General features: G+C 38.3%; 21 protein-coding genes. 16 read left to right on the forward strand and 5 right to left on the reverse strand.

The genetic code is table 11. The features are described 5' to 3' along the window. The first annotated feature begins 16 nt into the window (after positions 1-16). From AR328_RS01070 to AR328_RS01095, 6 genes are all read left to right on the forward strand, one after another. Positions 17-1,888: a terpene cyclase/mutase family protein gene (locus AR328_RS01070; protein WP_066290107.1), complete on the forward strand. Its 1,872-nt coding sequence runs from the start codon at positions 17-19 to the stop codon at positions 1,886-1,888. Positions 1,889-1,996: 108 nt separating this feature from the next. Beyond that, complete coding sequence (locus AR328_RS01075) at positions 1,997-2,902, forward strand: hypothetical protein (RefSeq protein WP_066288142.1); 906 nt, start codon at positions 1,997-1,999, stop codon at positions 2,900-2,902. 27 nt (positions 2,903-2,929) lie between these two features. Then, positions 2,930-3,571 carry a DUF4129 domain-containing protein gene (locus tag AR328_RS01080; RefSeq protein ID WP_066288145.1) on the forward strand — a complete coding sequence of 214 codons (642 nt, stop codon included), beginning with the start codon at positions 2,930-2,932 and terminating at the stop codon, positions 3,569-3,571. 14 nt (positions 3,572-3,585) lie between these two features. Next, entirely contained in the window at positions 3,586-4,725 is a 1,140-nt protein-coding gene (locus AR328_RS01085) for a DUF4350 domain-containing protein (RefSeq protein ID WP_066288148.1), read from the forward strand. Beyond that, positions 4,722-5,651, forward strand: a complete 930-nt coding sequence (locus AR328_RS01090; protein ID WP_066288151.1) for an AAA family ATPase — start codon at positions 4,722-4,724, stop codon at positions 5,649-5,651. The genes AR328_RS01085 and AR328_RS01090 overlap by 4 nt, the downstream gene beginning before the upstream one ends. After that, a complete protein-coding gene (locus AR328_RS01095; protein WP_231734730.1) occupies positions 5,602-6,960 on the forward strand; it encodes a DUF58 domain-containing protein in 1,359 nt (452 codons plus the stop codon). The genes AR328_RS01090 and AR328_RS01095 overlap by 50 nt, the downstream gene beginning before the upstream one ends. On the opposite strand, the gene AR328_RS01100 is transcribed toward AR328_RS01095, so the two are convergent. Then, positions 6,938-7,918: a stage II sporulation protein M gene (locus tag AR328_RS01100; protein WP_066288158.1), complete on the reverse strand. Its 981-nt coding sequence runs from the start codon at positions 7,916-7,918 to the stop codon at positions 6,938-6,940. The two genes, AR328_RS01095 and AR328_RS01100, sit on opposite strands and share 23 nt — an antisense overlap. Positions 7,919-8,017: 99 nt before the next feature. Here AR328_RS01100 and AR328_RS01105 point away from each other — a divergent pair, with 99 nt between their 5' ends. After that, positions 8,018-8,821 carry an RDD family protein gene (locus AR328_RS01105; RefSeq protein ID WP_066288161.1) on the forward strand — a complete coding sequence of 268 codons (804 nt, stop codon included), beginning with the start codon at positions 8,018-8,020 and terminating at the stop codon, positions 8,819-8,821. Positions 8,822-8,861: 40 nt separating this feature from the next. Here AR328_RS01105 and AR328_RS01110 read toward each other — a convergent pair whose 3' ends face one another. Beyond that, complete coding sequence (locus tag AR328_RS01110) at positions 8,862-9,632, reverse strand: hypothetical protein (protein WP_066288164.1); 771 nt, start codon at positions 9,630-9,632, stop codon at positions 8,862-8,864. A 189-nt stretch (positions 9,633-9,821) separates the two neighbouring features. On the opposite strand from AR328_RS01110, the gene AR328_RS01115 reads away from it, so the two are divergent. Further along, on the forward strand, positions 9,822-11,048 hold the full coding sequence (locus AR328_RS01115) for a DUF438 domain-containing protein (protein ID WP_066288167.1): 1,227 nt from the start codon (positions 9,822-9,824) through the stop codon (positions 11,046-11,048). Positions 11,049-11,175: 127 nt separating this feature from the next. Continuing rightward, positions 11,176-11,961, forward strand: a complete 786-nt coding sequence (locus AR328_RS01120) for an HAD family hydrolase (protein WP_066288171.1) — start codon at positions 11,176-11,178, stop codon at positions 11,959-11,961. Positions 11,962-12,017: 56 nt separating this feature from the next. On the opposite strand, the gene AR328_RS01125 is transcribed toward AR328_RS01120, so the two are convergent. From AR328_RS01125 to AR328_RS01135, 3 genes are read right to left on the reverse strand one after another with little or no spacing between them, the layout of a single operon-like run. After that, the gene (locus tag AR328_RS01125; RefSeq protein ID WP_066288174.1) at positions 12,018-13,121 is read right to left on the reverse strand and encodes a GerAB/ArcD/ProY family transporter; all 1,104 of its coding nucleotides are present in this window, start codon (positions 13,119-13,121) and stop codon (positions 12,018-12,020) included. Then, positions 13,118-14,314 carry a Ger(x)C family spore germination protein gene (locus tag AR328_RS01130; RefSeq protein WP_066288177.1) on the reverse strand — a complete coding sequence of 399 codons (1,197 nt, stop codon included), beginning with the start codon at positions 14,312-14,314 and terminating at the stop codon, positions 13,118-13,120. The genes AR328_RS01125 and AR328_RS01130 overlap by 4 nt, the downstream gene beginning before the upstream one ends. Further along, entirely contained in the window at positions 14,311-15,894 is a 1,584-nt protein-coding gene (locus AR328_RS01135; protein WP_066288180.1) for a spore germination protein, read from the reverse strand. Before AR328_RS01135 ends, AR328_RS01130 begins: the two co-directional genes overlap by 4 nt. Positions 15,895-16,085: 191 nt before the next feature. Here AR328_RS01135 and AR328_RS01140 point away from each other — a divergent pair, with 191 nt between their 5' ends. From AR328_RS01140 to AR328_RS01170, 7 genes are all read left to right on the forward strand, one after another. Then, entirely contained in the window at positions 16,086-17,201 is a 1,116-nt protein-coding gene (locus AR328_RS01140; RefSeq protein WP_066288182.1) for an NAD(P)/FAD-dependent oxidoreductase, read from the forward strand. A gap of 158 nt (positions 17,202-17,359) precedes the next feature. Further along, positions 17,360-17,578: a hypothetical protein gene (locus AR328_RS01145; RefSeq protein ID WP_066288184.1), complete on the forward strand. Its 219-nt coding sequence runs from the start codon at positions 17,360-17,362 to the stop codon at positions 17,576-17,578. A 103-nt stretch (positions 17,579-17,681) separates the two neighbouring features. Next, positions 17,682-18,344 carry a DUF2085 domain-containing protein gene (locus AR328_RS01150; RefSeq protein ID WP_066288188.1) on the forward strand — a complete coding sequence of 221 codons (663 nt, stop codon included), beginning with the start codon at positions 17,682-17,684 and terminating at the stop codon, positions 18,342-18,344. An 18-nt stretch (positions 18,345-18,362) separates the two neighbouring features. Beyond that, positions 18,363-19,334 (forward strand): PP2C family protein-serine/threonine phosphatase, encoded by a 972-nt coding sequence (locus tag AR328_RS01155; RefSeq protein ID WP_066288191.1) that lies wholly within the window; start codon positions 18,363-18,365, stop codon positions 19,332-19,334. A 24-nt stretch (positions 19,335-19,358) separates the two neighbouring features. After that, the gene (locus AR328_RS01160; RefSeq protein WP_066288193.1) at positions 19,359-20,609 is read left to right on the forward strand and encodes a trypsin-like peptidase domain-containing protein; all 1,251 of its coding nucleotides are present in this window, start codon (positions 19,359-19,361) and stop codon (positions 20,607-20,609) included. Next, positions 20,609-21,334, forward strand: coding sequence for a PP2C family protein-serine/threonine phosphatase (locus tag AR328_RS01165; RefSeq protein ID WP_066288200.1), 726 nt, complete (start codon positions 20,609-20,611; stop codon positions 21,332-21,334). Before AR328_RS01160 ends, AR328_RS01165 begins: the two co-directional genes overlap by 1 nt. A 22-nt stretch (positions 21,335-21,356) precedes the next feature. Next, a complete protein-coding gene (locus tag AR328_RS01170) occupies positions 21,357-23,822 on the forward strand; it encodes a protein kinase domain-containing protein (RefSeq protein WP_066288205.1) in 2,466 nt (821 codons plus the stop codon).

Here is a 23,822-nt window from a genome sequence, read left to right on the forward strand (position 1 = left end):
GAGATGAATGAGATTGATGAATCATGCCATAATGGAAGGAATTAATAATCTTATAGAGGTGCTAAGAAAAGACCAGAAACCCGATGGCAGTTGGGATTATCCCTTTGAAACGGGCATTTCCACAGATTGCTATATGATTATTTTATTAAGGACATTAGAAATAAATGATGAAAAATTAATTTTGGATTTGACGAAGAGGATTTTAAACAGACAAGATGGAAACGGGGCTTGGAAGTTATATTATGATGAAGGCGATGGGAATCTCACTGCAACTATTGAGGCTTATTACGCATTGCTCTATTCTGGGTATTATCAGAAAACGGACATTAGATTAAGGGCAGCCAAAAAGTTTATATTGAAAAAAGGCGGCATAGAAAAAGCACAAATGTTTACAAAAATTATGCTGGCGATGACAGGACAAATGAATTGGCCTAGTTTTTTTCCTGTTCCATTAGAATTGATCCTGCTCCCAATTTCCTTCCCAATAAATTTCTATAGTTTTTCGGAATATGGAAGAGTAAATCTCGCCCCAATCATGATTCTTGCAGATCGAAAGTTTCAGCTTAAATCAAGCAGCAGTCCGGATTTATCAGATTTATTCATTCAGAGAGGTTCAGAGTTTGAAGGTGAATTGGATGAATGGCGATCCGTGCTCTCAACAATTGAAAAAGGGATTAAAAGTTTAATAGGATTGCCGAGCCAAATTCATAAACTGGCCACAGAACAAACTAAACAATTTATGCTCCAGCGAATTGAGCCAGATGGAACTTTTTTTGGATATTTTAGCTCCACATTTCTGATGATTTTTGCGTTATTATCCCTTGGTGTTTCAAAAAAAGATTCAGTCATTACAAACGCAATCAATGGGTTAATGAAAATGAAATGTGACATTAAAGGACTTCCCCATATGCAATACACAACGGCAACCGTGTGGAATACTTCATTAATCAACTATGCATTGCAGGAGGCTGGCGTTTCTGAAAAAGACGCAATGGTAAGAAAAGCAAACCATTATTTGCTGAAAAAACAGCAGTATAAATATGGAGACTGGGTCGTAAATAATCCAAATGCATTTCCAGGAGGCTGGGGTTTTGGTGATGTAAATACGCTCCACCCGGATGTAGATGACACTACCTCTTCATTACGTTCGATTGCAAGAAGTGTTATGACGAATCCGAGTTACCGTCAATCATGGGGCTTAGGGGTATCATGGGTCCTATCCATGCAAAACGACGATGGGGGCTGGCCAGCTTTTGAAAAAAATACAAATAGTAAGTTACTTCAGTTATTGCCTATTGAAAAGGCTGAGTATTTATTAGTTGACCCATCTTATGCAGATTTAACAGGGCGGACCCTTGAATTTCTTGGAAACTTCACGAATCTAGCAAAGAATTATGCTCCTATCCAAAGTGGAATGAATTGGCTAATTAGAAGCCAAGAAAAGAATGGTTCCTGGTATGGAAGATGGGGGATTTGTTATATTTACGGGACATGGGGTGCGTTAACAGGGCTTAAAGCAGCCGGTGCTTTACCCGGAAATCAGACGATTATAAAAGCGGTCAACTGGCTGAAGGAAATCCAAAACCCAGATGGCGGCTGGGGAGAGTCGTGTAAAAGTGATAGTGAACAAAGATATATTCCTTTAAATATTAGCACATTAACGCAAACTGCTTGGGCAGTAGATGCACTAATTTCGGTTCATGAACAGCCAACAAAGGAAATAGAGTCTGGGGTACAATTTATTTTAAATAATCTTAATAATGACGACTGGACGACAGATTACCCAAAGGGGCAAGGACTGGCAGGCGATTTTTATTTTCACTACCACAGCTATCGCTATATATTTCCGTTGCTTGCTTTAGCACATTATCATGGAAGATATTCTTAAGAACTATTAAATGATACTTTTTTACAATTTCTTACTCAAGTAACCTAGAATAATGATAAAATAGGCAATATTACCATTTAGTTTTCATAGTCAGGAGGAGTACTACAATTGAACCCAAAATTTAACAAACCAAAAGGATTCAGTGAAATATTAGATCACACCTTTAGTTTAAGTAAAAATCGATTTAAAGATTTTTTTATGATTTTACTTATTTTAATAGGACCGGTTTACTTGCTTCAGGCGATTATTCAGCTGTTTTCTGGAGTAAGCTTCTTTAGAGAGCTTGGGAGCGGGGGTGCTTGGTACGAGAAAATTCTATCAGGTATGGAAGCAGAATCATCCGTAAACAGTCTCGGATCAGGTGTTGGTTTATTCCTTGTAGGCCTTATTAGCTTTCTATTATTTCCAGTTGCAGAAGGAGCGATATTATTCGCCATCAATCATATTCGAAAAAATGAAGAATACACAGTTGGATCAGTGATAAAAGAAGCCTTTACTAGGTTCTGGCCAATGATTGGCAGCAGTATTTTATTTGGATTAATCACATTTGGTTTAGTGATTGTTCCCGTTTTCTTTGTCAGTATGACTGGATTCATTGGATCTATTTTGCATCCTGCCATCGGAATTCTGCTAGCTATTATACTATTCCTAGGCTGTGCAGTCGGCATTGGCTACTTATTGACACGCTGGAGCTTTTATTTTGGTTCAGTTGTGCTTGACCGGGAATCTCCAGGATTTTCAAATAGCTGGAGGCTCACCCAAAAACGGACTTGGATTTTAATGGGACTATATATTTTATTCTTTTTAATTATTTCAAGTATTAGTTTTGCAGTTGAAATGACTTTTAGTATATTCCTAGGCTATAGTGTATTGCTGTCAATCATTTCAAATCTAGTCACTTTATTCACTACTATGATTCTTTCTGTAGGCTATGGAGTCATGTATCTTGATCTAAAAATTAGGCATGATGCAGACGACTTAAAGGAAATGATTGATGACTATCATAATTATTAAAAACCTATTTAAGTTAGGTGATCATTAATGTTGGAGACGAACAAGACAAAGGATGAGCTTCAGCGAATATTAGGTGACAAAGAATACCGAGTTTATTATAGCGATTCCAAAAGTATGTTAGAGATTTGGTGGGAAGAAGCGAAAAAGTGGATGGCAGAGCAGCTGTCGAAGCTTTTTCCTTCTTTCGAACCATCGAGTGGTGCATCAGGATTTATTTTAATCGTTATCCTCATTATCGTTGTTGTATTGCTCAGTATTGCTGTATTTGTAATTGGAAGAAATACAAAAAGAAATCGAATGCTGCGTGACAAAAAACCGCTTCAATCTGTGAAGGAATTGAATTGGTCGTTTCAGCGGCATCTATTAGAAGCAAGGAACCGTGAAGCTTTAGGGGAATACACATTATCAACCAGACATATGTTTTTAGCTTTGCTATTTTATTTTCATGAGAAAGAATGGCTGGAGGCTAGGATTTGGAAGACAAACTGGGAATATTATGACGAGCTCCAAAAGGTAAACTCTAGCTGGGCAAAAGCTTTTTTTAACCTTACCAATTTATTCGATGAGGCGGCATATGGAGAACGTGAAATTACGAAGGAAGAATACACCCAGTTCCGCAGTGAAGCGATGTATTGGCTACAGGAAACAGATGCTAAGCTTAAGGGATAAGGGGGGAGGTCAACTTGTTAAAATCTATTTCAAAGGGACGAGCCTGGATATACCTAATCACACTTCTAATCTTATTTACGGTGATTAGTTATTTCTCTTTTTCTCCTGAACCTAAGTTCTATCCCAATTATGTATCGGACTCTCCATCCCCAACAGGTGTAAAGGCATTGTATACATACTTAGGCAAGGAAAATAAAGTGAAGAAATGGTCCCATGCCCCAAAGTTTTTGAACAAAAGAGAAAATAAACAATTACTAATCATGGCAGAGCCGCATTTCTTCCCCAAAAATGAAGAAATAGAAGATTACATCGATTATATGAAAGCTGGTCATACGATTCTATTATTTAAAAAGAATCCTGCAGGGATATTCGATTTGAAAACAGTACCAATTAGCGGGCATGCCTCAATTAATGATGAAGCTGAAGTATATAATCGTGATGGGAAGAATTATCAAGCCGAAATAAGCTCTGGCGTACGTATTCAAACAAGTCAGCACGATGAAATATTATTGTCCGATCAAGCAGGTACAGTAGCAGTAAAACGTCCTATAGGCAATGGACAGTTAATTGTTTCCATTGCTCCTGAATGGATGACAAATGGAAAAATATTAGACTATGATCATCCTGCTCTTCTATCAGCTCTCTTAACTGAAGAGGGCGCACAGACGATTTTATTTGATGAATACATACACGGCGGGGAAAATGCCGCGAAGGTGTCAGCCTTATATCCTAAATGGTTCTTGCTGCTGATGCTTCAAGGGATCATCATTGCTGTTCTTTTTCTTTGGCACAAAGGAAAACGATTCGGGCCTATCTTCACTCCGAGAGAGGAAACTGTTCGATTTAGCGACGAGAGCCTTCAGGCTTTGTCAGCTTGGTTTATTCGCGGCCGAAGATATCATGATTCATTATTGATACAGGCTGATTATGTGAAGCTGCTCATGCAAGAACGATGGGGTATTCCTTACGGCAAGCAATGGGCTGACCTATCAGATGTTCTGAAACGAAAATGGGTGAATCTGCCGCAGAATGAGATTCAACCTTTTCTGTTAGGTTTATCCGCTATTTTAGCGAATGAAAAAATAAACAAGCAGGAATACTTGCTATGGTCGAGAAAGCTTGATCGTTTAAAGAAAGAGGTGGAAGAAAGATGAGGACGGAGTTAACATCCTTATTAGAAAAATATGAAGAGCGTATTTTAGGCCAGAGTTTAAATCTTCGGCTTCTATTATCCGCTATTTTAGCAGGCGGCCATGTACTGTTAGAAGGTGTACCCGGTACGGGAAAAACTCAAATGGTACGAACTCTTGCCAGCCTGCTTGGAGGCAGCTTTAACAGAATACAATTTACTCCTGACCTTCTGCCTAGTGATATTACAGGCAGTACGATATATAACATGAAAGACAGCAATTTCCAAACATTAAAAGGGCCCGTATTTACGAATATTCTTTTGGCTGATGAGATAAACCGGACACCTGCGAAGACACAAGCTGCACTTTTAGAAGCAATGGAAGAAAAGCAGGTGACTATTCAAGGGGAAACTTATCAGCTGCCCGATGTCTTTTTTGTAGTGGCCACGCAAAATCCAATTGAATTTGAAGGAACCTATCCGCTGCCAGAGGCACAGCAGGATCGATTCTTATTTAAGCTTCACATTGACTTCCCAGCTTTTGAAGAAGAGAAGAATGTTTTAAAGCAGGTTATTGAAAACAGCTTTGACGGAAGTCTTGTTACTCCAATACTTGATATGAACCATTTTCTGTCGATCAAAAAAGAAATTCAAAAATCTACAATTGGTGAAGGTGTATTAGACTATATTATGCAAATCGTACGGAAAACACGTGAATCAGAGTCCATCCGCTTTGGGGCAAGTACGAGAGCTGCCATTTCCATTGGAAAAGCGGCGCAAGCTTGGGCATATTTGGCTGGAAGGGATTATGTCACGCCAGATGATATTAAAATCGTGGCTAAATCGGCGTTAAGACATCGAATTCAGTTATCTCCACATATAGAATTGGAGGGAGTGAGCGTTGACCAAATCATTGAAGAGCTTGTGGGGTCGATTCCTGTTCCAAGATAGAGGGATATTGCCGACTAAAAGGTTGTTGTTGATTTTCTTTATTCTTTCTATTGTTTTAATAATGGGTACAGCTATAGATATCCCGTGGAAATTTGTCATTATCGTTAATATTTTTGTTTTTGCTGCTAGCCTTCTGGATTTACTGTTTTCACCTAACAAAAAGGAGATTATTCTTAAGCGTATCATTCCTGAGGAGATGGAAAGAGGGAAGTCATATGCCATCCAAATCGAAATAAATAATCATTCACTGCAATCCTTTTATTTTCGATTGATAGATGGAATCCCTTTAGACTTTCATCGCCCTTTTCCTTTTCATGGAAAGATTGAAAAGGGATCTTCCACTATACCCTCATATGAAACAAGAGCAAGTGTGAGGGGAAAATATGAGATTCATAAGCTTTATTTCCGTTACTGCAGTTCTTTAGGCTTGTGGGAAAAACAGATGACGGTTGAATTACATGATTCTGTTAAAGTCATTCCCGATCTATCGGAGACGAAGCAATATTTAGAAAGTGCACAGGCGTTTTTACTATACGAAGGTGTAAAAATCCGTAAGCGGCAAAGTGGAGTAGGGGATTTTGCCAAAATTCGCAGCTATGTTGTTGGGGATGATCCTCGAAAAATTAATTGGCGGCAAACAGCGAAGCTTCGTGAAGTAATGACAAATGAATATGAACCAGAGCATGGGAAGTATGTGACGTTATTAATTGATTGCGGGCGAATGATGGGTGCTGAGCTTGAAAAGGGAAATCGGCTTGAAAGATCGTTAGAAGCAGCACTGACAGTAGCAGTAGCTGCCCTGCAAAAAGGAGATCAAGTGTCTGTCCTGGCTTTTTCCAAGGAAGTGAAAGTATTTGTTCCTCCAGCTAAAGGGTTGGCTCACTTGCAGACGATTCTTCATGCCATTTATAATCTTGAGGTGGATGCTTCCGAATCCAATTATGCTGCTGTCCTGCAATATTTAGAAACAATGCAGAAAAAGCGCAGCCTTCTTTTCCTATTCAGTGATGTCGCAACCTTTCTTCATGAGGAAACAGCCCTTGCCTATTTAAAACGGCTTAGACAGCGGCATTTGTTTCTAATGATGGGCCTAGAAGATGTGACGTTATTAAAAACAATCAATACTAAGCCAGACCAAGTACAAAAAGCAATGATAAAAAGTATCGCGCAGCAGCAAATGCTTATTAAGAAAAGAGAAAAACTGAAATGGGAAAAACAAGGCCTCTTAATCGTAGAGGCCCTTGAGGAAAAACTAGCGGTTACAGCCGTTTCTCATTACATAGATATTATGAATCGGAATCTATTATAGCTTGTTTTCGCATTAATGAAAGCTTACCAATCGCAATATAAAGGATTAAACCAATAATCGTAATGAAAGCAACGATATACTTTGCTTCTAATGAAATCTTTGCCGGTGTGATAAAGCCTTCAATGATTCCAGCAATAACAAATAACGGAATGGTTCCGAGCAATAATTGAACAGAACGGCTAGCTTGGTGCTTTAGCTGAAACCCTCTTGAGAAATTTCCTGGAACGAAGAGCTTATAGCCCATTAACAATCCAGCACCGCCAGCAATGAAAATGGCTGTAAGCTCAATCATTCCATGTGGGACAATATATGCCCAAAAATCATAAGACTTCCCATGATTCCAAAAGAGGGCGGCAAGTGCACCAACAATGATCCCATTATAAATCAATAAATAAATCGTTAATATTCCAAAGGTGACACCGCCGGCAAAAGCCAAAATCGCTACTTGAATATTATTCGTCATAATGCTGGCAGACATGAATGGGGAATCAACCGCTCCATCGCCGCTGCCTAATTTGTCAGGATCCACACCTTGGGCGATATCTGCAGGAAGGATCGAGTAAATATGCATCGGGTCATCAACAACTGAAAAAAAGCTGCCAACCCCGCCAACAGTAAAAAGAACCATGGCGGCAATAATAAACTTCCATTGCTCTATTAATAGACCGATAAATTTCGTCCGGAAAAAATAGCTTGCTTGTTTCATACTTGTCATTTGATTTTTATACAATAAGTTATGTGATTTTGACACGAGTGCATTTAAATATTGGGTAACATCTTCATTTGGGAAGTAAGTTTGACTGTACGATAAATTTTGGGCAGCCTTTTGATAAAGGCGGTAGTAGTGATTAATGTCTGCACCTGTTATCTTTCTTTTTCTTTTCTGCATGGATGCTGCCATCTGTTCAAGCTGCTGCCAATCTTCACGGTGCTGCTTAATAAATTGCTTAACATTCATATTGACACCTCTTGTAAACTGCTTTTCTCCTTATTATAGTAATTTTGTAGAAAAATAGAAACAGCTAGAGAAATATTATGAAAAATGGAGGGGACTTCAATGAACCAAGACCGTATCGGAATAAAAACTCCAGAATATGTTTCACTAAATTTTCAGCTGGCTGGTCTTGGAAGCAGGACTGCAGCTTATATAATTGATCAGGCCATCTTAATCGTTGTGAACATTTTGATTGTCATTGTCCTTATTTTGTTATTATCTGGACAGTCAGATATCGTATTATGGGCCGAATTAAATTCTGTCACTGCTGCAATCACAATCATTTTATTGTTCATTCTCAATTGGGGTTACTTTTTTGCATTTGAATACTTTTCCGGCGGGCGAACGATTGGCAAGAAAGTATTGGGTTTGCGTGTTATACAAGAAAATGGCCACAGCATTACTCTGCTTTCAAGCTTTATTCGCAATTTCCTCCGTATTATTGATTCCTTGCCAGCTAATTATTTTCTTGGCATGATGATGATCTTTTTTCATTCTAAGCATAAAAGAATCGGGGATCTAGTTGCTGGAACGATTGTTGTACATGAAAGAAAAGCGAAAAAGAAAAAGAAACTATCCCCTATAGAAAAGGAAATTGAAAAACGCGGATTGGCAAAAAATGATCTCTTTATAGAGGAACAGGTTTTGAAAACATTCGGAGCGAAGGAATGGAATTTAGTTAAAACGTATTGCAGCCGGTTTTCTCATTTACCGGAAGAAGAGAGTATTAGACTGACAAGGCAGGTAGCAGAAATAGTACTTCCAAAAGCAAGGTTGGATGCAACAGGAATGAGCTTCCAGGATTTAGAAAATATTCTGCTCGTTCTATATTTACATTTAAGGGATGAATGGGAATATGAGTTATAGAATTTAATGAAAAAGGCTAAAGGAACGGATAAACGTCCTTTTAGCCTTTTTTGATTTTAGAAGGATTATTAATTTTATACAAGACAGGGTCAGCAACGATAAATTCTTCCCCCACATCTTTGCCTTTCGGTAATTTCTTCTTAACGATTTTCCCATCGAATTCAAGAATATCTCCAGGTGCCAGTTCATGTTTCTTCAAAGTCTTTGAGTGAGAACACCATGATAGCCCCACATCAATTGGATTTTCTTGCGTGATCATAACATTCTCTAGAATAATAACTTCATCATTTTCTTCATTAAAATTATTCCAGCTTAAAGAGAATTGTTTAACTGCTGCCGTAAAATGCACCTTTTCTTCGGGAAGCTCAAGTTTAGCTGGCTTTTCTTTCTTCTCATTTTTCTTTTTTGGTTCTTTTATGCTTTTATTTTCCTCAGGTTTTATTTCTTCCTTTGGCGCCTCTTGAATAGTGGAAGGTAAAGAATGTTCAACTGCATCGGTAAAGGTTCCTTTTCCAAAGCTTGAAGCCTGCATTTCCTTCAAATAGGCTGGATGAATGCAGCTTAAGCTTCCGTCTTGAAATTCAATAATGATTGTGTTTAATTCGCTATTTTTTTCATAAACCTCATAGCCTTTTACCGATACGGTATACTGAAGGTTTTTTTCCTTGTAGAGAAATTGCTTTTTGACCTCTTTCGTTGCAGATAGACCCCATTCTCTAACTTTATCCGCATAATGCTGTTCATCAGTAAAGGTTTCATAATTCCCCTTTGGAGGAAGATGGGTAATGGCGACAGTTGCAGTAATATCCATTGATACTCACCCTTTCTTAGGTTTGGTGTATGCTTATGTATTAGAATACGGTTAGATTATCATGAAATTAATGTTAACTCAATCTTTAAGAGTATGATGGTCATCACAATCCTTTATACAATTAAATGGTACTTTATTTATGAGAACAATAATCAATTAAAATGAAGTCCATTGCAAAGGAGAATCCTTATGAGTGAAATCATTAATAATCGAGAACACACAATTAAGAATACAGAACGCCAAACCGTTTTAAAACAAATATTTATCGATCTACATAACGGAAGAAATGTAGACGAAGTAAAAGCTCATTTTAATGCATTTGTCGGAAAAATTACCATTGAGGAAATTACTCAACTTCAGCATGATATAATGGAGGAGGGCGGCATTCCGCTAGATGATTTGCAGCGACTGTATGCAGCCCATACCGATATTTTTAGAGGCTCTATAGAGGAACCTGAAAGCGCCATAAAGCCGGAGAATGTGCCTGGACATCCGATTCATACATTCGTTCAGGAAAATCATGAGCTTGATAAGTTAATTAAATCAAGAGTTCAGTTACATTTACAACAGTTTATCGATGAAGATACAGCTGAAATTGTTTACAAGCTATTGGAGGATTGCAATCTTTTATTAGATATTGATAAGCATTATAGCCGAAAAGAAAATCTGCTTTTTCCATATCTTGAAAAGTATGGGATCTATGGTCCGACAAATAATATGTGGAGAATTGACGACTTTATTAGAGATGGCATTAAAGAAGCAAAACATAAGCTGTCCAATTATGATGGCAATAAACAAGAAATCGTGAATCTCGTTCATTTTATAATGGAAGAAGTAATCAACATGATCTATAGGGAAGAGCATATACTCTTCCCGATGGCTTTGAAAAATTTAACGGAGGATGAATGGGTCAAAATCGCACATGAAAGCGATGAAATCGGTTTTTGTTTAACTAGCCCTACGGAGGAATGGAAGCCGGAAAGGAAGGATTTAGGCGAAAATGCCATCTCAGAGGGTTATATTAAAATGGAAACAGGGATTTTATCTTTAAAACAGCTGGAGCTGCTTTTGAATCATTTGCCTGTCGACATTACATTTATTGACCAAGACGATGTTGTCCGCTATTTCTCACATGGTAAAGAGAGGATTTTTGCAAGGACGAAGGCTGTTATCGGCCGTACCGTCCAAAACTGTCATCCGCCAAGAAGTGTGCATGTTGTTGAAGAATTATTAGCTGACTTCAAATCAGGACGGAAGGATACTGAGGATTTCTGGATTAAGTTCCGCGATAAATATGTATATATTCGTTATTTCGCCGTAAGGGACGAGAACGAAAATTATATTGGCACATTAGAATTCACCCAAAATATTGATCCTATCAAAGCAATAGAAGGGGAAAAAAGAATTTTATCATAGCAATGAAAAGCACCGTTCAGAATGGCTGAATGGTGCTTTATTTTATGAAAATTAAAAAGAATAATATTTTTCTATTAAAAGTCATGATAAACTAGTATTTAAAATAATACATAAAGAGAGGCTCAAAATGATAAAAGCAGTTTTTTTCGATTTAGATGATACTCTACTTTGGGATCAAAAAAGCGTGAAGGAAGCCTTTGCTGCTACGTGTAAATTGGCAGGGGACCGTTATAGATTGGACCCTCAACAGTTTGAGGAAACCGTTCGTGCGGAAGCGAGAAACCTTTACGCCAGCTATGAAACTTATCCGTTTACACAAATGATTGGGATCAATCCGTTTGAGGGGTTATGGGGTAACTTTTTAGATGATCAGGATGATTTCAGAAAAATGAAAGAAATTGTTCCTGGATATCGGAAAGACGCTTGGACAAGGGCGCTTAAGCTGTTGGGTGTCGATGATCCAGACTTTGGGCATGAATTAGCAGAATGTTTCCCACAGGAGCGCCGAAAATCTCCTTTCGTCTATGAAGAGACTTTTCAAGTTTTGGATAAGTTAAAAGGGAACTACAAACTCCTTTTACTTACAAATGGTTCACCCGATTTACAAAACACGAAATTGACGATTACACCTGAAATAGCCCCTTATTTTGACCAAATTGTCATTTCAGGCGGGTTTGGAAAAGGGAAGCCGGATCCTTCTATTTTTGAACATGCCTTATCACTAATGTCGCTGCACAAAGATGAAGTGATTATGGTAGGGGATAATCTGATGACTGATATCCTTGGCGCTAATCGTGCTGGCATACGATCTGTTTGGATCAATAGGGAGGATAAAGAAAGAAATGAAGTAATTCCAACCTATGAAATCAGTCATTTGGAAGAGCTTTTTCAAATACTCGATGACATACAATGAAAAAAGGGTTAAAGAAAGCGCTGATTTGAAAAACATCAGCGCTTTTTCATTAGAAATTAACTTGTTTTATTGGCGGGAGAAAATCGTTTTCTGATTCCTCCAACGATTAAAAGCAATATAGGGATTGCAACCATATTGATAGGCAATACATATTTCACCCAATACTTTTTTACATATTCGACTCCAAATAACGTAATGGTCGGCTGAAAAATCGCTAATGCAAAGGTCACGATGGCGACAAACCAAATGGCTTTTTTCCAATCTTTAATTTTTAGTAATTGGGCTGTACCATAACTTGCCGCAAAAAAGTATACAGATAGCTTGATAAAAACACTTAAAATCCAAATTAAAACTGCAATAATTTCCAAATTCTGAATAAAATCCATAATGGAAATAAAGCGAACCATATCTATAGCTGGGAACAATAATTTTTGCGAAATTTGAGGGCCAAATACCATCAATACATTAATTGTCGCAGTGGTCACTAAGAAACCAGAAAGAACTAGTCCCCATATTGCCCTAGATGGACCTTTCTTCGGTTCATCCATAAATGCAATAAGCATCATCATTATTACTGATTCGCCAATAAATGAAAGTGGCGAAAAAGAACCCTTTATTATTTGGATATATCCATTTTGGGAATAAATTGGAAATATTTTCCGAAAATCCAAATCGGGAATCGTAAGAGTGATTAATGAAATGACCATGATGAGGACGAGTGGTCCAAATACTTCGCTGCAACGTGCGATTCCTTCAATCCCTCCAATATTGGTGACGTAAATAATGACAATAAGCATCGTTATCATTAGCGACCACGCCGGGGTTCTAGGTAATAGGATGGTAATGGTAAACTGTGCAAACTCCCCGAGAATATTACCAATTACCGAGTACCATTGAATAAAATAACAAAAGAGAACAGTTGTCCCAATCCATTTGCCCAAAATTTGTTTACAGAATTCTATCAAGGTTTGTTTTGGATAAAATAGTGCTACCGTTGTTGCTATCAATACAATTACGATACCTAATATTATGGCGATAAGCATGGAAATCCATGCATCCTGTTTTGCATCGATGATCGTTGGATTTAACGCTAACAGAAGCATATTGCCTGTTTGAAAGGTGAATATGATCCAAAAAATTTGCAAACCATTTATTTTCATTTGTGAATCTCACTTTCTTTTAACAAGATGGATGGTCCTGTCATGCCAATTCGCCTAATTTCAATATTTGTTTTTACAATTATTTCAGCTTCAGAAAAATGCTTATCCCAATCCTTGCTTAATTCCTTCCACTGATGAGGATATTTTAAATGAATTGCATCACCAAATCCAAAAATATCCTGACCATATTTACTTTGAACCTTCTTAATCGTTTTTAGTGCTCTTTTATTTTCTTCTTTTTCAAATGCCCTTCTCATCTTATGAACATTTTTTGGATCATTAAGATCTACATTTGTATTGTTTTCAAGAAGGGCTCCTTTCCCAGACAATTTCACATTAATTATGATTTTATTATCTCTCCCCAATTTTGGTTCAATTTCACTTTTTATTTTAGTTAAAATCAAACTTGCGTTTCCATCATCAAATGGAATGGTAATAGTTAACTTTTTTAACAAACCTTTTATCCAAAGAAAGGCTCTGTTTTCCACATTATTTAAATAGCCAACTAATTTTAAGTCTTGATTAAAAACAGCTAAACCTGCAATTTTCAAAATATCATCGGAGGAATTATACCCTCCGGAGGATTTCCCCGTTTGAATTTGTGTGATATCTACAACAGGAAGAGATGGCCGAATCCCATCGCTGTTAGCAGCAATTAAAAAGTTTACTAAAGCTATGTCGCCCCTCCCTCCATATTGCACATGCCCTTTAATTGCGGCAACAGCTGGTGGTTTTTCTAAAGGATCCGAAAGATTAAGTGCTTCTAAGGCTGTAGCACCTTTGACGACAAAAGCATCCGTGCGCAAGCTGACATCAGAACCGCGGGTAACTGCATCAATTTGGTGTTTAACCCCGAGTTTGGCAAATTCCTCCCCAAAGAAAATAACTCTTCTGTGCCCTGGAAAGGATTCTCTTGAAAGCTTTTCCTGCAAATTTTGCGTGGCATCGTTGACATTTTTCCCCTCTGCCGAAATTGTAAAAGACTCTTTAGCGCCGGCACTGCTCCCACTTTGGGATTGCATATTGGATGGGACAACAATTTGGCCACTAAGCTGAATGTTTTTTTTCTCTCCTACATCCCATCCAGTTGCAAGCCATATAGCTCTTTCGTTTAATTCCTTCCGATCCCAACAGCCGGCGGTGAAAATTAAAAACATGCAAATTTGAATAATGATCAAGCATCTTTTGGTCATTTTTCTTCCCTGCCTTGACCTGGATTTGGTCTTTGTCCAAATGGGATTCGTATTTTATTCACGCCACTTGTTTGTGGTGGCCGATAATTATAAGCCCATTTAGGCACTCTAATGATTACATCCTTCAAGCCTGAAAAAATCTGCGGTGCAAATGGACTAAAATAAGGAACACCAAAGGAACGTAGAGTAACAAGGTGAATAGTGATTGCAATAAATCCCAAAACAAGTCCATATAAACCAAATATTCCTGCCAAAATTAATAAAACCATCCGGATCATTCGAAAAGCAGTTCCAAAATTATAGCGAGGAATAGCAAAGGAGGCAATTCCCGTTGTTGCTACAACGATTACCATCGGAGCAGAAACAATACCTGCCTGTACGGCTGCCTGACCGATGACGAGTGCCCCTACAATACTGACTGCTGAGCCAATTGGTTTGGGAAGCCGTATTCCCGCTTCGCGAAGGCCTTCAAATACGATCTCCATAATTAAAGCTTCAATAATAGCTGGAAAGGGCACTCCTTCCCTTGCGGCTGCAACACTTATAAGTAAAGTAGTTGGTATAAGTCCGGGATGATAGGTTGTCAGAGCTACATAAATGGAAGGAAGGAATTGAGCTATATTTAATAATGTAAAACGAATCATCCTAATAAAGGTAGTATAAATAAAGCGTTCGTAATAATCCTCGGCTGCCTGCAAACCTCCCCAAAATGTCATCGGAACTATGAGAACAAATGGGGTATTATCGACAAAAATAGCCACTCGTCCTTCTAACAGATTTGCAGTTACGACATCTGGTCTTTCCGTATTTTGAATTTGCGGGAACGGAGAAAAGGGGAAGTCTTCAATAAATTCTTCTATATACTCTGATTCTAATATCCCATCAATTTTAATTCGCTCGACTCTTTTTCGTACTTCTTCAATTAAAGAGTTTGGGGCAATCCCCTCAATATAAGCAATTGCGATATCCGTCTTGGAATATTCTCCAATCGTAAATGGCTCGAATTTAAGCTTGGGACTTCTTATTCTCCTGCGGATAAGGGAAGTATTAGTCCTTATTGATTCAATAAATCCGTCTCTTGGGCCACGAACAGTAACCTCAGTTTGTGGTTCATCTATCCCTCTTTTTTCAAAACCTTTCATATCAGCAATTAACGCTTTTTGTTCTCCATCAATAATTACCCCAACATTCGCCTTTAATACCCCATCAACAAGATCCTTAAGAGTGGATACATTCTTTACTTGGGCACTTGAAAATAACTGTTGTTCAATCACATTTCCGAATGTTTGAAGTTCACCCGAACCTTTAGGTGGACCTTCAAACATTAAAGGCTTTAGAAAAACCTCTTCCAGGCTTTTCGTATCAATTAAACCATCAATATAAACAAGTAATATTTTTATTTCATTGAACACATAAATAGGTCGCAGGACAAAATCTGAACAGTTTTGGAAAATCTCTTTTAGGGCACTTTCATTCGCAGAAAGGTCAGAATTCAATATTTCAGATTGGTCAATGGAAGGCACTGGTAATTTCTCATTAATAAAGTCAAATAATTTTTTCTTATTCCTCAGCTTAACCAAGATAAATAGGCCTCCCATAATTTCTTAAGTATATTTTTCCAATTAAGTGGTTTAGTATACGCATTGTAGTTTTTTTAGGAGAAAAAAGAAGGGATATCCATTAAGATGCCTGCCAGTAAAAAAATAAAGGTATAATAAATAATGGATTCGTGATTGAGGGAAATATTATTTACGAAAAAGGTGCATATTCAATGAAAACATATATTGTCATAGGGGCAGGAATTTTAGGTTCATCCACCGCCTATCATCTTGCAAAGGAAGGTGCCGATGTCATACTGGTCGATCGCCAAGACCGTGGACAAGCTACCGATGCTGCGGCAGGGATTGTTTGCCCTTGGCTTTCACAAAGACGAAATCAAGCATGGTACAAGCTGGCAAAAGATGGGGCAAAATATTATCCATCTCTAATTAGTCAATTGGAAGCGGATGGGGAAACAGAAACTGGCTATAAGAAGGTGGGAGCTATTTGTATCCATACAGACGAAAATAAACTAGAAAAGATGGAGGAAAGAGCGCTCCACCGTCTAGAAGGCGCACCAGAAATCGGTGAAATTACAAAATTATCTCCTGATGAAACACATAAACGATTTCCTCCTTTAGCAGAGGAGTATTCATCAGTATATATAAGCGGAGGAGCTAGAGTAAATGGCAGGGCTCTTTGCCAATCCCTAATAAAGGCTGCAAAAAAGCATGGTGCTTTATTTATCCAAGGGAATGCAAAAATACAATTTGAAGAAAGAAAAATAACTGGTATAAAGGTTAATGGAGAGACTTTGTTTGCAGATAATGTTATCGTTACAGCAGGTGCATGGGGAAAAGAACTATTGCAGCCGCTTGGGGTAGATTTTTTAGTTTCTCCGCAAAAAGCACAAATTGTACACCTGCACTTAGCAGATACTAATACACAGGAATGGCCAGTCATAATGCCGCCGAATAACCAATATATTTTAGCTTTTGATGGCGGAAGAGTGATTATAGGAGCCACACATGAAGACGATACAGGCTTTGATAACAGGGTTACAGCAGGCGGATTAAATGAAATTTATAGTAAAGCTCTAGCAGTTGCGCCGGGGTTAAGTAATAGCGAGGTACTTGAAACGAGAATAGGGTTTCGCCCGTTTACCCCTGGATTTCTCCCAGTGATCGGTGCATTGCCTAATTATGAGGGAATTTTAATTGCCAATGGACTTGGTGCATCAGGTCTAACTGTTGGGCCGTATTTAGGTTCAGAATTAGCAAAGCTTGCACTTGGTCAACCATTAGACATAGACCTGACTCTTTATGATGTAGCAGGAGCAATTGAATAAAAGACAAAAAGCCCACATATATGCGGGCTTTTTTCGTTTGCAGAAAATACTATTAGGATTCTAAAAATTGGATAAGCAATTTTATTCTAATATTCACATATATATGACTAGGACTTTTAGCATTGTAATCAAATACAGGAATGGAGGAGGTGAATAAAGTGTCCGGAGGGCAAAGGGTTTTATTTTACCTGCTTTCTTTTTTTATTCCGATCGTAGGGATTATATTAGGAATTATTTGGATGAATGATCAAGACATTGACAAAAAGAGTGTCGGTAAAAATTGTTTGCTAATAAGTATCATTTCAATTGTTCTTAGCTGTGTATGCTGGTTTGCCTTATCAGCATTTTCCATGTTGCCAGCATTTTTCACTTATTAATAATGTAAGGCTGACCTCTAGAATCTTTCATACGACCACCATTTCCATAATAGCGCCTTTTCAAAAAGGTCAGCCCCTTCCTTCAAAATGGAGGTTGTTGTGTATGCTCTCAAGTATTGAAAAATTTACATTCTTTATAGGAAGAGCCATCTGTCATCAGCTTCCCGAACGTTCATTCCAGCTGGAAGGACATTACTTGCCTGTCTGTGCTCGAGATTCAGGAATCTATCTGGGCATTTTTAGTTCCCTCATGTTTATCACTCTGCTGAAAAGGTATAAGAATATAACCATTCCTAATAAAAAAAATAGCTTTTTCCTGCTGATTCTGCTATTGCCATTAGTAGTTGACGGGTTCGGATCTTACTTAGATGTTTATTCAACAAATAACTTTATTCGTGTTACAACTGGCATCTTATTTGGAAGTGTATTGCCTTTTTTTCTGATCCCAATAATTTCTAATAATTCTTCAGATAAAAAGGCTGACCCCATCATTAAAAATATATGTGAACTGTTTATTCCCCTTTCTTTAGCAGGAGCTTTTGTTTACCTGGCTTTCCATTCCTTTGTCTCTTTTGCGATCCTTCACCTGTTAATTAGCTTTACACTTCTTATTTGGATTTCACTATTCTTTTATCTATTATTTAAGCGTCTTAAGAACCGGTTTTTTTCCATTAGCTTATCAATAGCCAGCAGTTTCATGGTACTTAGTGTCATGTCCTATACACATAGTATAATTCGCCCCTTGTATTTACAAAATCTACTTTAGATTGAAGGTGCTTTAAACATGATGCTAGTTATTTTCACAGCTACTATGAATACCATTACTAAAGATTTTTCAAATGTAAAGAACATACTTAAAAGCTTGCCATGGTGGGGGTACCTGATCATATTGGGTATTATTGTTTTGGCTATCTATTTGCCTATTCATATTAAAGCTTTAAAGAAGCGGCAATTTCCTGCTGCACATGACCCCATAACAAAAACAAATTTGCCTCTAACCGTTATTCCTGGTAATGCCCAGCATATTGGAAGCCGCTCTGAGCAGCAGGATTCATTTGCGTTCACAGATATTTATGATCATTCTTTCATTAACAAGTATGGAGTTCTTGCGGTTTTAGCAGATGGAATGGGTGGACTAATAGGCGGAAAGGAAGCTAGTTTCCTTGCGGTACAAACGTTTGTCAAACATTATCAGGAATTCACGTGTTTTGACTCGATACCTGACAAGTTAGTATCTGCAATTCAAGAGGCGAATCAATCAGTTATTGCATTTGCTAAACAAAATGGGTTAGATGGGGGAATCGGAACGACACTCATTGCTGCAGTTGTTTTCAAGAATCAGTTGTACTGGTTATCTGTCGGGGATAGCCGAATTTATTTATACCAAAATCATACTGTAAAGCAACTAACAACAGATCATATTTATGCTAAAGAGCTGGAGGAAAAAGCAGCTTCTGGACATATCTCCTGGGAGGAGGCAGAAAGTGATCCCCAAAGAGAAAGCTTAACGAGTTTTCTAGGTTTAAAGGAAATCAAGGAGCTCGATGTTACATTTGACCCGATTCCGCTAGAAAAGGGAGACTCCATTATCCTCTGCAGCGATGGTCTTTATGGTTCTGTTACAAATGAAGAGATGATGGAAGCATGCAGTTCTTTATTAACACAGCAAGCTGCAGATCGATTAATTGAATTGGCGCTTAAGCAACAAAAGCCTCATCAAGATAATGCGACCGTAGCTATTTTGAGGTTAGGATAGATTTAAACGGAAGAGGGGATGGAAATGCCAAAATTGAATATGCGGATTAGCTCCTTTCATAGGGCTTTAATTACTTTCCTATGTTCCATTGTTTTACTGTTTTTTTATACTCATGTGGCAATGGCGGAATCTAGATCGACCGATGAGCTCCGAAACAGTGTGGTAAGAATTCTTTGCTATGGTTCAGATGGAGGCTTATATACAGGAACTGGCTTCGCTGTCGGCAATTCAGAGCCTGTCCGTCATATTGTCACAAACTATCATGTTGTAGAACCGAATTTAAATGGTGTCAATATTCTCCTTTCAAAGGAGGACCAAATTGAAGCGACTGTTATCGCTTATGACAAAATAAAAGACTTGGCTATATTGGAATTGTCGCAGGACTTATTTAAACGGCCTCCTATGGAGTTAGGAGATAGTGACGAAGTAAAAGCAAGCCAAGAAGTATATGCCCTAGGCTTCCCTGGGGACGCAGATTTAATCGATGATACTCCATCTGGTGAACCTAATGATGTGACGATTACGAAAGGAATTATTAGTAAAATATCTACCCAAGGCGGCAGGGGGATCTTGCAAATAGATGTCAATATTAATCCCGGAAATTCCGGTGGTCCGCTCGTGAATGTTAATGGCCAAGTAATCGGAGTTAATACATTTGGCGTTACTAGTGCTTCGGGGATAAATGGCGCCGTCCAAATCGAAGAATTGATTCCGATGCTGGAATCACGTGGGATTAACTATTTAACTGCCGCTAATCCAATTGTGGAAGTAATGGTTGATGATCCTGCAGAAAAATCTACAGCCATATGGTGGATAATCGGAATAGCAGCAGCAGGTCTGTTTTCCTTAATTATTATTATTGTCGTGATCATATTAATAACGCGGAAAAAAGGAAATAAACCTGGAAATGCAGCACCTTCTGCTCCGATCACACCTTCCAATCCAACTTCAGTGCCAAAATTAAAGGGCCTTTCTGGTTATTTTGTCGGGCAAACACTTGAATTAAATGGGACCCAATTATCAATTGGACGGGATGCAAAGCAGTGCCAGCTTGTTTATCCTCATACTTCTGAAGAGATTAGCAGGAAGCATTGTACGGTCCGATTTGATCATTATAATCAGACGTTTATGATTGAAGATCACAGTTCTAATGGAACATTTCTTGTATCAGGTGAACGGATTCCCCAAGGAAAAATAACTCAATTGCGTTCAGGTGATCGTTTTTATTTAAGCTCGAATGAAAATATGTTTGAAGTAAGCTGGGAGATTAAATAATGCAGTATAACTCAGCTTCCATATCAAATAAAGGCGGAAGGGAAGTTAACCAGGATTTCATTGGATTAACCCAATCGGAAAACGGTGGATGCTGGGTAGTTGCTGATGGACTTGGCGGATATCAGGCAGGAGAGATTGCATCAAAACTTGCGGTAGAAACTATTTTAAGAGAATCAAAGATGAGAAATGATATTCATTGGCTAAAGAAGGGCATCGAACAGACACAGAAGGTTATCCGTGAACACCTATTATCAGAAACAAATGCAAGATCAATGAGGACGACCGTGGTGGCCCTTTCTTGTATAAATAATCTAGCCACCTGGGCACATGTTGGAGACACCCGCCTATATATGATTAGAAATGGAAAGGTAGTTGTACAAACAAAGGATCATAGTGTCTGCCAAGCTCTTGTCAATGCAGGAGAAATAACAGCCGACCAAATTCGCTTTCACGAGGATCGGAATCGGTTATATCGAGTGTTAGGATCGGAAGGAGCCGTCAAAGCAACTATTCTTGAAAATGAAATAACCGTGCATCCAGGGGATTCCTTTTTACTATGTTCTGACGGGTTTTGGGAATATATCACAGAGGAAGAAATGGAGAATACTAGGCTAGTATGTTCTATCCCCTCAGACTGGCTGTACTTAATGGAGAGCATTCTGAAGGGGCGCATTCTCAAAAACAATGATAATTACAGCGCCATTGCTGTGTTTGCAAGTGAATAATTTGTCAGAATGAGGTGAAGGGATGGCGGATATTAATCATCTTTGTTTAGGGTGTATGGGGGATAAGGGTTCTGAACATGTATGCCCCCACTGCGGCTGGGTCACGGGAACAGCCGCGGAAGCACCGCAGCATTTACCGCCTGGAACGATTCTGCATGAGAAATACCTTTTGGGGAGGGTTCTTGGACACGGCGGTTTTGGTATAACGTATTTAGCGTGGGATTTAAATCTCGATATGAAGCTCGCTATTAAAGAATATATGCCTCGGGATTTTGCTACAAGATCGACTGGGCATACGATGGTATCTGTATTTTCAGGCAGTCTAAATTCTCATTTTGAACATGGATTGAATAAATTTTTAGATGAAGCAAAGACTTTGGCTCAATATAATAATCATCCTGGAATTGTTGGGGTACGGGATTTCTTTAGAGAAAATGGCACGGCCTATTTAGTTATGTACTATTTAGAAGGTGTTGATTTCAAGCAGTACCTAGAAATGCAGGGAGGAAAAGTCCCTTATCAGACCGCCCTAATGATCATGATGCCTGTTATGGATGCATTAAGGGAGGTTCATCGGTCTGAAACACTTCACCGGGATATTAGTCCGGATAACATTTACATTACTGCCGAAGGGCAAGTGAAAGTATTGGATTTTGGAGCGGCTCGCCATGCCATAACAGAATTTAGTAAGAGCATTTCCGTTATATTAAAACCAGGCTATGCACCCGAAGAACAATACCGAAGTAAAGGAAAACAAGGGCCTTGGACAGACGTTTATGCAACGGCTGCCACGTTTTATCGCGCCATTGCCGGTCATGTGCCGCCTGAATCGCTTGATCGGCTAGAAGAGGATGCCATCATTCCACCATCTAAGCTTGGTGTTGATATTCCGGCTAAAGCAGAGGATGCGCTTATGAAGGCATTATCTGTAAAAGCAGCAGACCGGTTCCAGTCTATGGATGAATTTCAGCAGGAGCTGCTTGAGAATTTACATGAAACAGCACCCGTTACAACTAAAGCAAAGGAAAACAATAATATAGAACCAGTTAAGCAGGAAACAACGAAAGCGGCAGTTACACCCCATCAAAAATCAACAAATAAAAAGGGAATCTCTAAATGGGTTTGGATTGGCGGAGGAGCGGCGGCTGCGATCCTTTTGTTTGTTGGTATATTTGCTGCAACCATCTTATTCGGCGCAAAAGCGGGAAAAGAAATAGTTAAAACGAAAGATAATCCTGTAGCCGTCAATAAAACTCAAGAAGCCCCTAAACCTGTTATTAAACAAGTCACTGTTCCAAATATTATGAATATCCGTGAGGAAGAGGCAAAGAACCTCTTAACTAAAGAAGGATTAAAGATCGGTAATGTCACTTATGCAGAAAGTTTATTCCTTGAAAAAGGATGGGTAATGAAGCAATCAATAAATCCCGATCAAAAGGTAAATGAAAACGATTTAGTCAATCTGGAAGTCAGTAAAGGAATTGATCTGCCCGTCGATGAAGAAACCATTAAAATTCAGAAGCTTTCAATTGTCAATGAATATTGGGATAAAGGCTATAACCTAGATATGAATAATGAATTGGAAGATGCGCTCAGAAATTATATTCAAGCTAGGGATATGGCAAAGGTTCTTTATGAAGTGAATGAATATGATTTTGATGCCCTATATTCGATAGGCGTATTATATAGAAATATTTCTCTTATCAAAAGTGATTTAGGTTATTTCGAATATGCACTGAAAGATATAGAGGAAAGTGTGGATATACTAGAGGAATTGCTTGAAGATGATCCTGTCTTTCAAGATGATTATGTTGAGTTAGCAAACTCTTACGGAATGCTGTCCTATGTTCAATTCTTAAATAAAATGCCAAATGATGCCATTGAATCGGCAGAATTGGCACTTGAGCTTGATCCGGGCAATATTGTGTTTAAAGTGAATCTTGCACATGCCTATTTATTTTCTAATCAATTTAATGCGGCAGCAGCCCTTTATTCATCACATCAAGATGAATTAGTTTTGAATAATGAATCATTTAAGGATATTGTATTAGGAGATTTTAACTATTTTAAAGAGAATAATTTGTCACATCCCGATATGGCTAAAATTGAAGATATGTATAATAATCCCAAAAACGAGGTTTATACTGATGAATTTGAAATTGAAATTACAATTTACGCAAATGGGTTTGCGTTTGAGGATGAAGATGTAGAAACCTATTTAAGCACAATTGATCCAAGTGCAGCAGGGATTACGGAGCAAAGCATTACTAGTTTCTTTGAAACCTATGATGAGATTCAAGCTACAATTGAAAGTATTGAAGTTTTGGAGATAAAAGGAAACACTGCAAAGGCAAAAGTAGTTCAAACCTTGACCTACACGGACGGTACGCAAGATTTTGAAGCGAAAAGAACATTAATTCACAGCTTTATACGTTCAGACGGTATTTTTAAGTGGCTTATTTCCGCAACTGAGGTAGAAGGGGGATAG

The organism is Bacillus sp. FJAT-29937 (assembly GCF_001509555.1).
Lineage (GTDB): Bacteria > Bacillota > Bacilli > Bacillales > Cytobacillaceae > Cytobacillus.

What these genes read in the sequence shown, in the direction of transcription:
- AR328_RS01150 (WP_066288188.1), top strand. Translation starts at nt 17,682, where the DNA reads ATGCTCTCAAGTATTGAAAAATTTACATTCTTTATAGGAAGAGCCATC.
- AR328_RS01165 (WP_066288200.1), top strand. Translation starts at nt 20,609, where the DNA reads ATGCAGTATAACTCAGCTTCCATATCAAATAAAGGCGGAAGGGAAGTT.
- AR328_RS01110 (WP_066288164.1), bottom strand. Translation starts at nt 9,632, where the DNA reads ATGGATATTACTGCAACTGTCGCCATTACCCATCTTCCTCCAAAGGGG.
- AR328_RS01130 (WP_066288177.1), bottom strand. Translation starts at nt 14,314, where the DNA reads ATGACCAAAAGATGCTTGATCATTATTCAAATTTGCATGTTTTTAATT.
- AR328_RS01120 (WP_066288171.1), top strand. Translation starts at nt 11,176, where the DNA reads ATGATAAAAGCAGTTTTTTTCGATTTAGATGATACTCTACTTTGGGAT.
- AR328_RS01080 (WP_066288145.1), top strand. Translation starts at nt 2,930, where the DNA reads ATGTTGGAGACGAACAAGACAAAGGATGAGCTTCAGCGAATATTAGGT.
- AR328_RS01155 (WP_066288191.1), top strand. Translation starts at nt 18,363, where the DNA reads ATGATGCTAGTTATTTTCACAGCTACTATGAATACCATTACTAAAGAT.
- AR328_RS01140 (WP_066288182.1), top strand. Translation starts at nt 16,086, where the DNA reads ATGAAAACATATATTGTCATAGGGGCAGGAATTTTAGGTTCATCCACC.
- AR328_RS01170 (WP_066288205.1), top strand. Translation starts at nt 21,357, where the DNA reads ATGGCGGATATTAATCATCTTTGTTTAGGGTGTATGGGGGATAAGGGT.
- AR328_RS01090 (WP_066288151.1), top strand. Translation starts at nt 4,722, where the DNA reads ATGAGGACGGAGTTAACATCCTTATTAGAAAAATATGAAGAGCGTATT.
- AR328_RS01125 (WP_066288174.1), bottom strand. Translation starts at nt 13,121, where the DNA reads ATGAAAATAAATGGTTTGCAAATTTTTTGGATCATATTCACCTTTCAA.
- AR328_RS01105 (WP_066288161.1), top strand. Translation starts at nt 8,018, where the DNA reads ATGAACCAAGACCGTATCGGAATAAAAACTCCAGAATATGTTTCACTA.
- AR328_RS01070 (WP_066290107.1), top strand. Translation starts at nt 17, where the DNA reads ATGAATCATGCCATAATGGAAGGAATTAATAATCTTATAGAGGTGCTA.
- AR328_RS01100 (WP_066288158.1), bottom strand. Translation starts at nt 7,918, where the DNA reads ATGAATGTTAAGCAATTTATTAAGCAGCACCGTGAAGATTGGCAGCAG.
- AR328_RS01160 (WP_066288193.1), top strand. Translation starts at nt 19,359, where the DNA reads ATGCCAAAATTGAATATGCGGATTAGCTCCTTTCATAGGGCTTTAATT.
- AR328_RS01115 (WP_066288167.1), top strand. Translation starts at nt 9,822, where the DNA reads ATGAGTGAAATCATTAATAATCGAGAACACACAATTAAGAATACAGAA.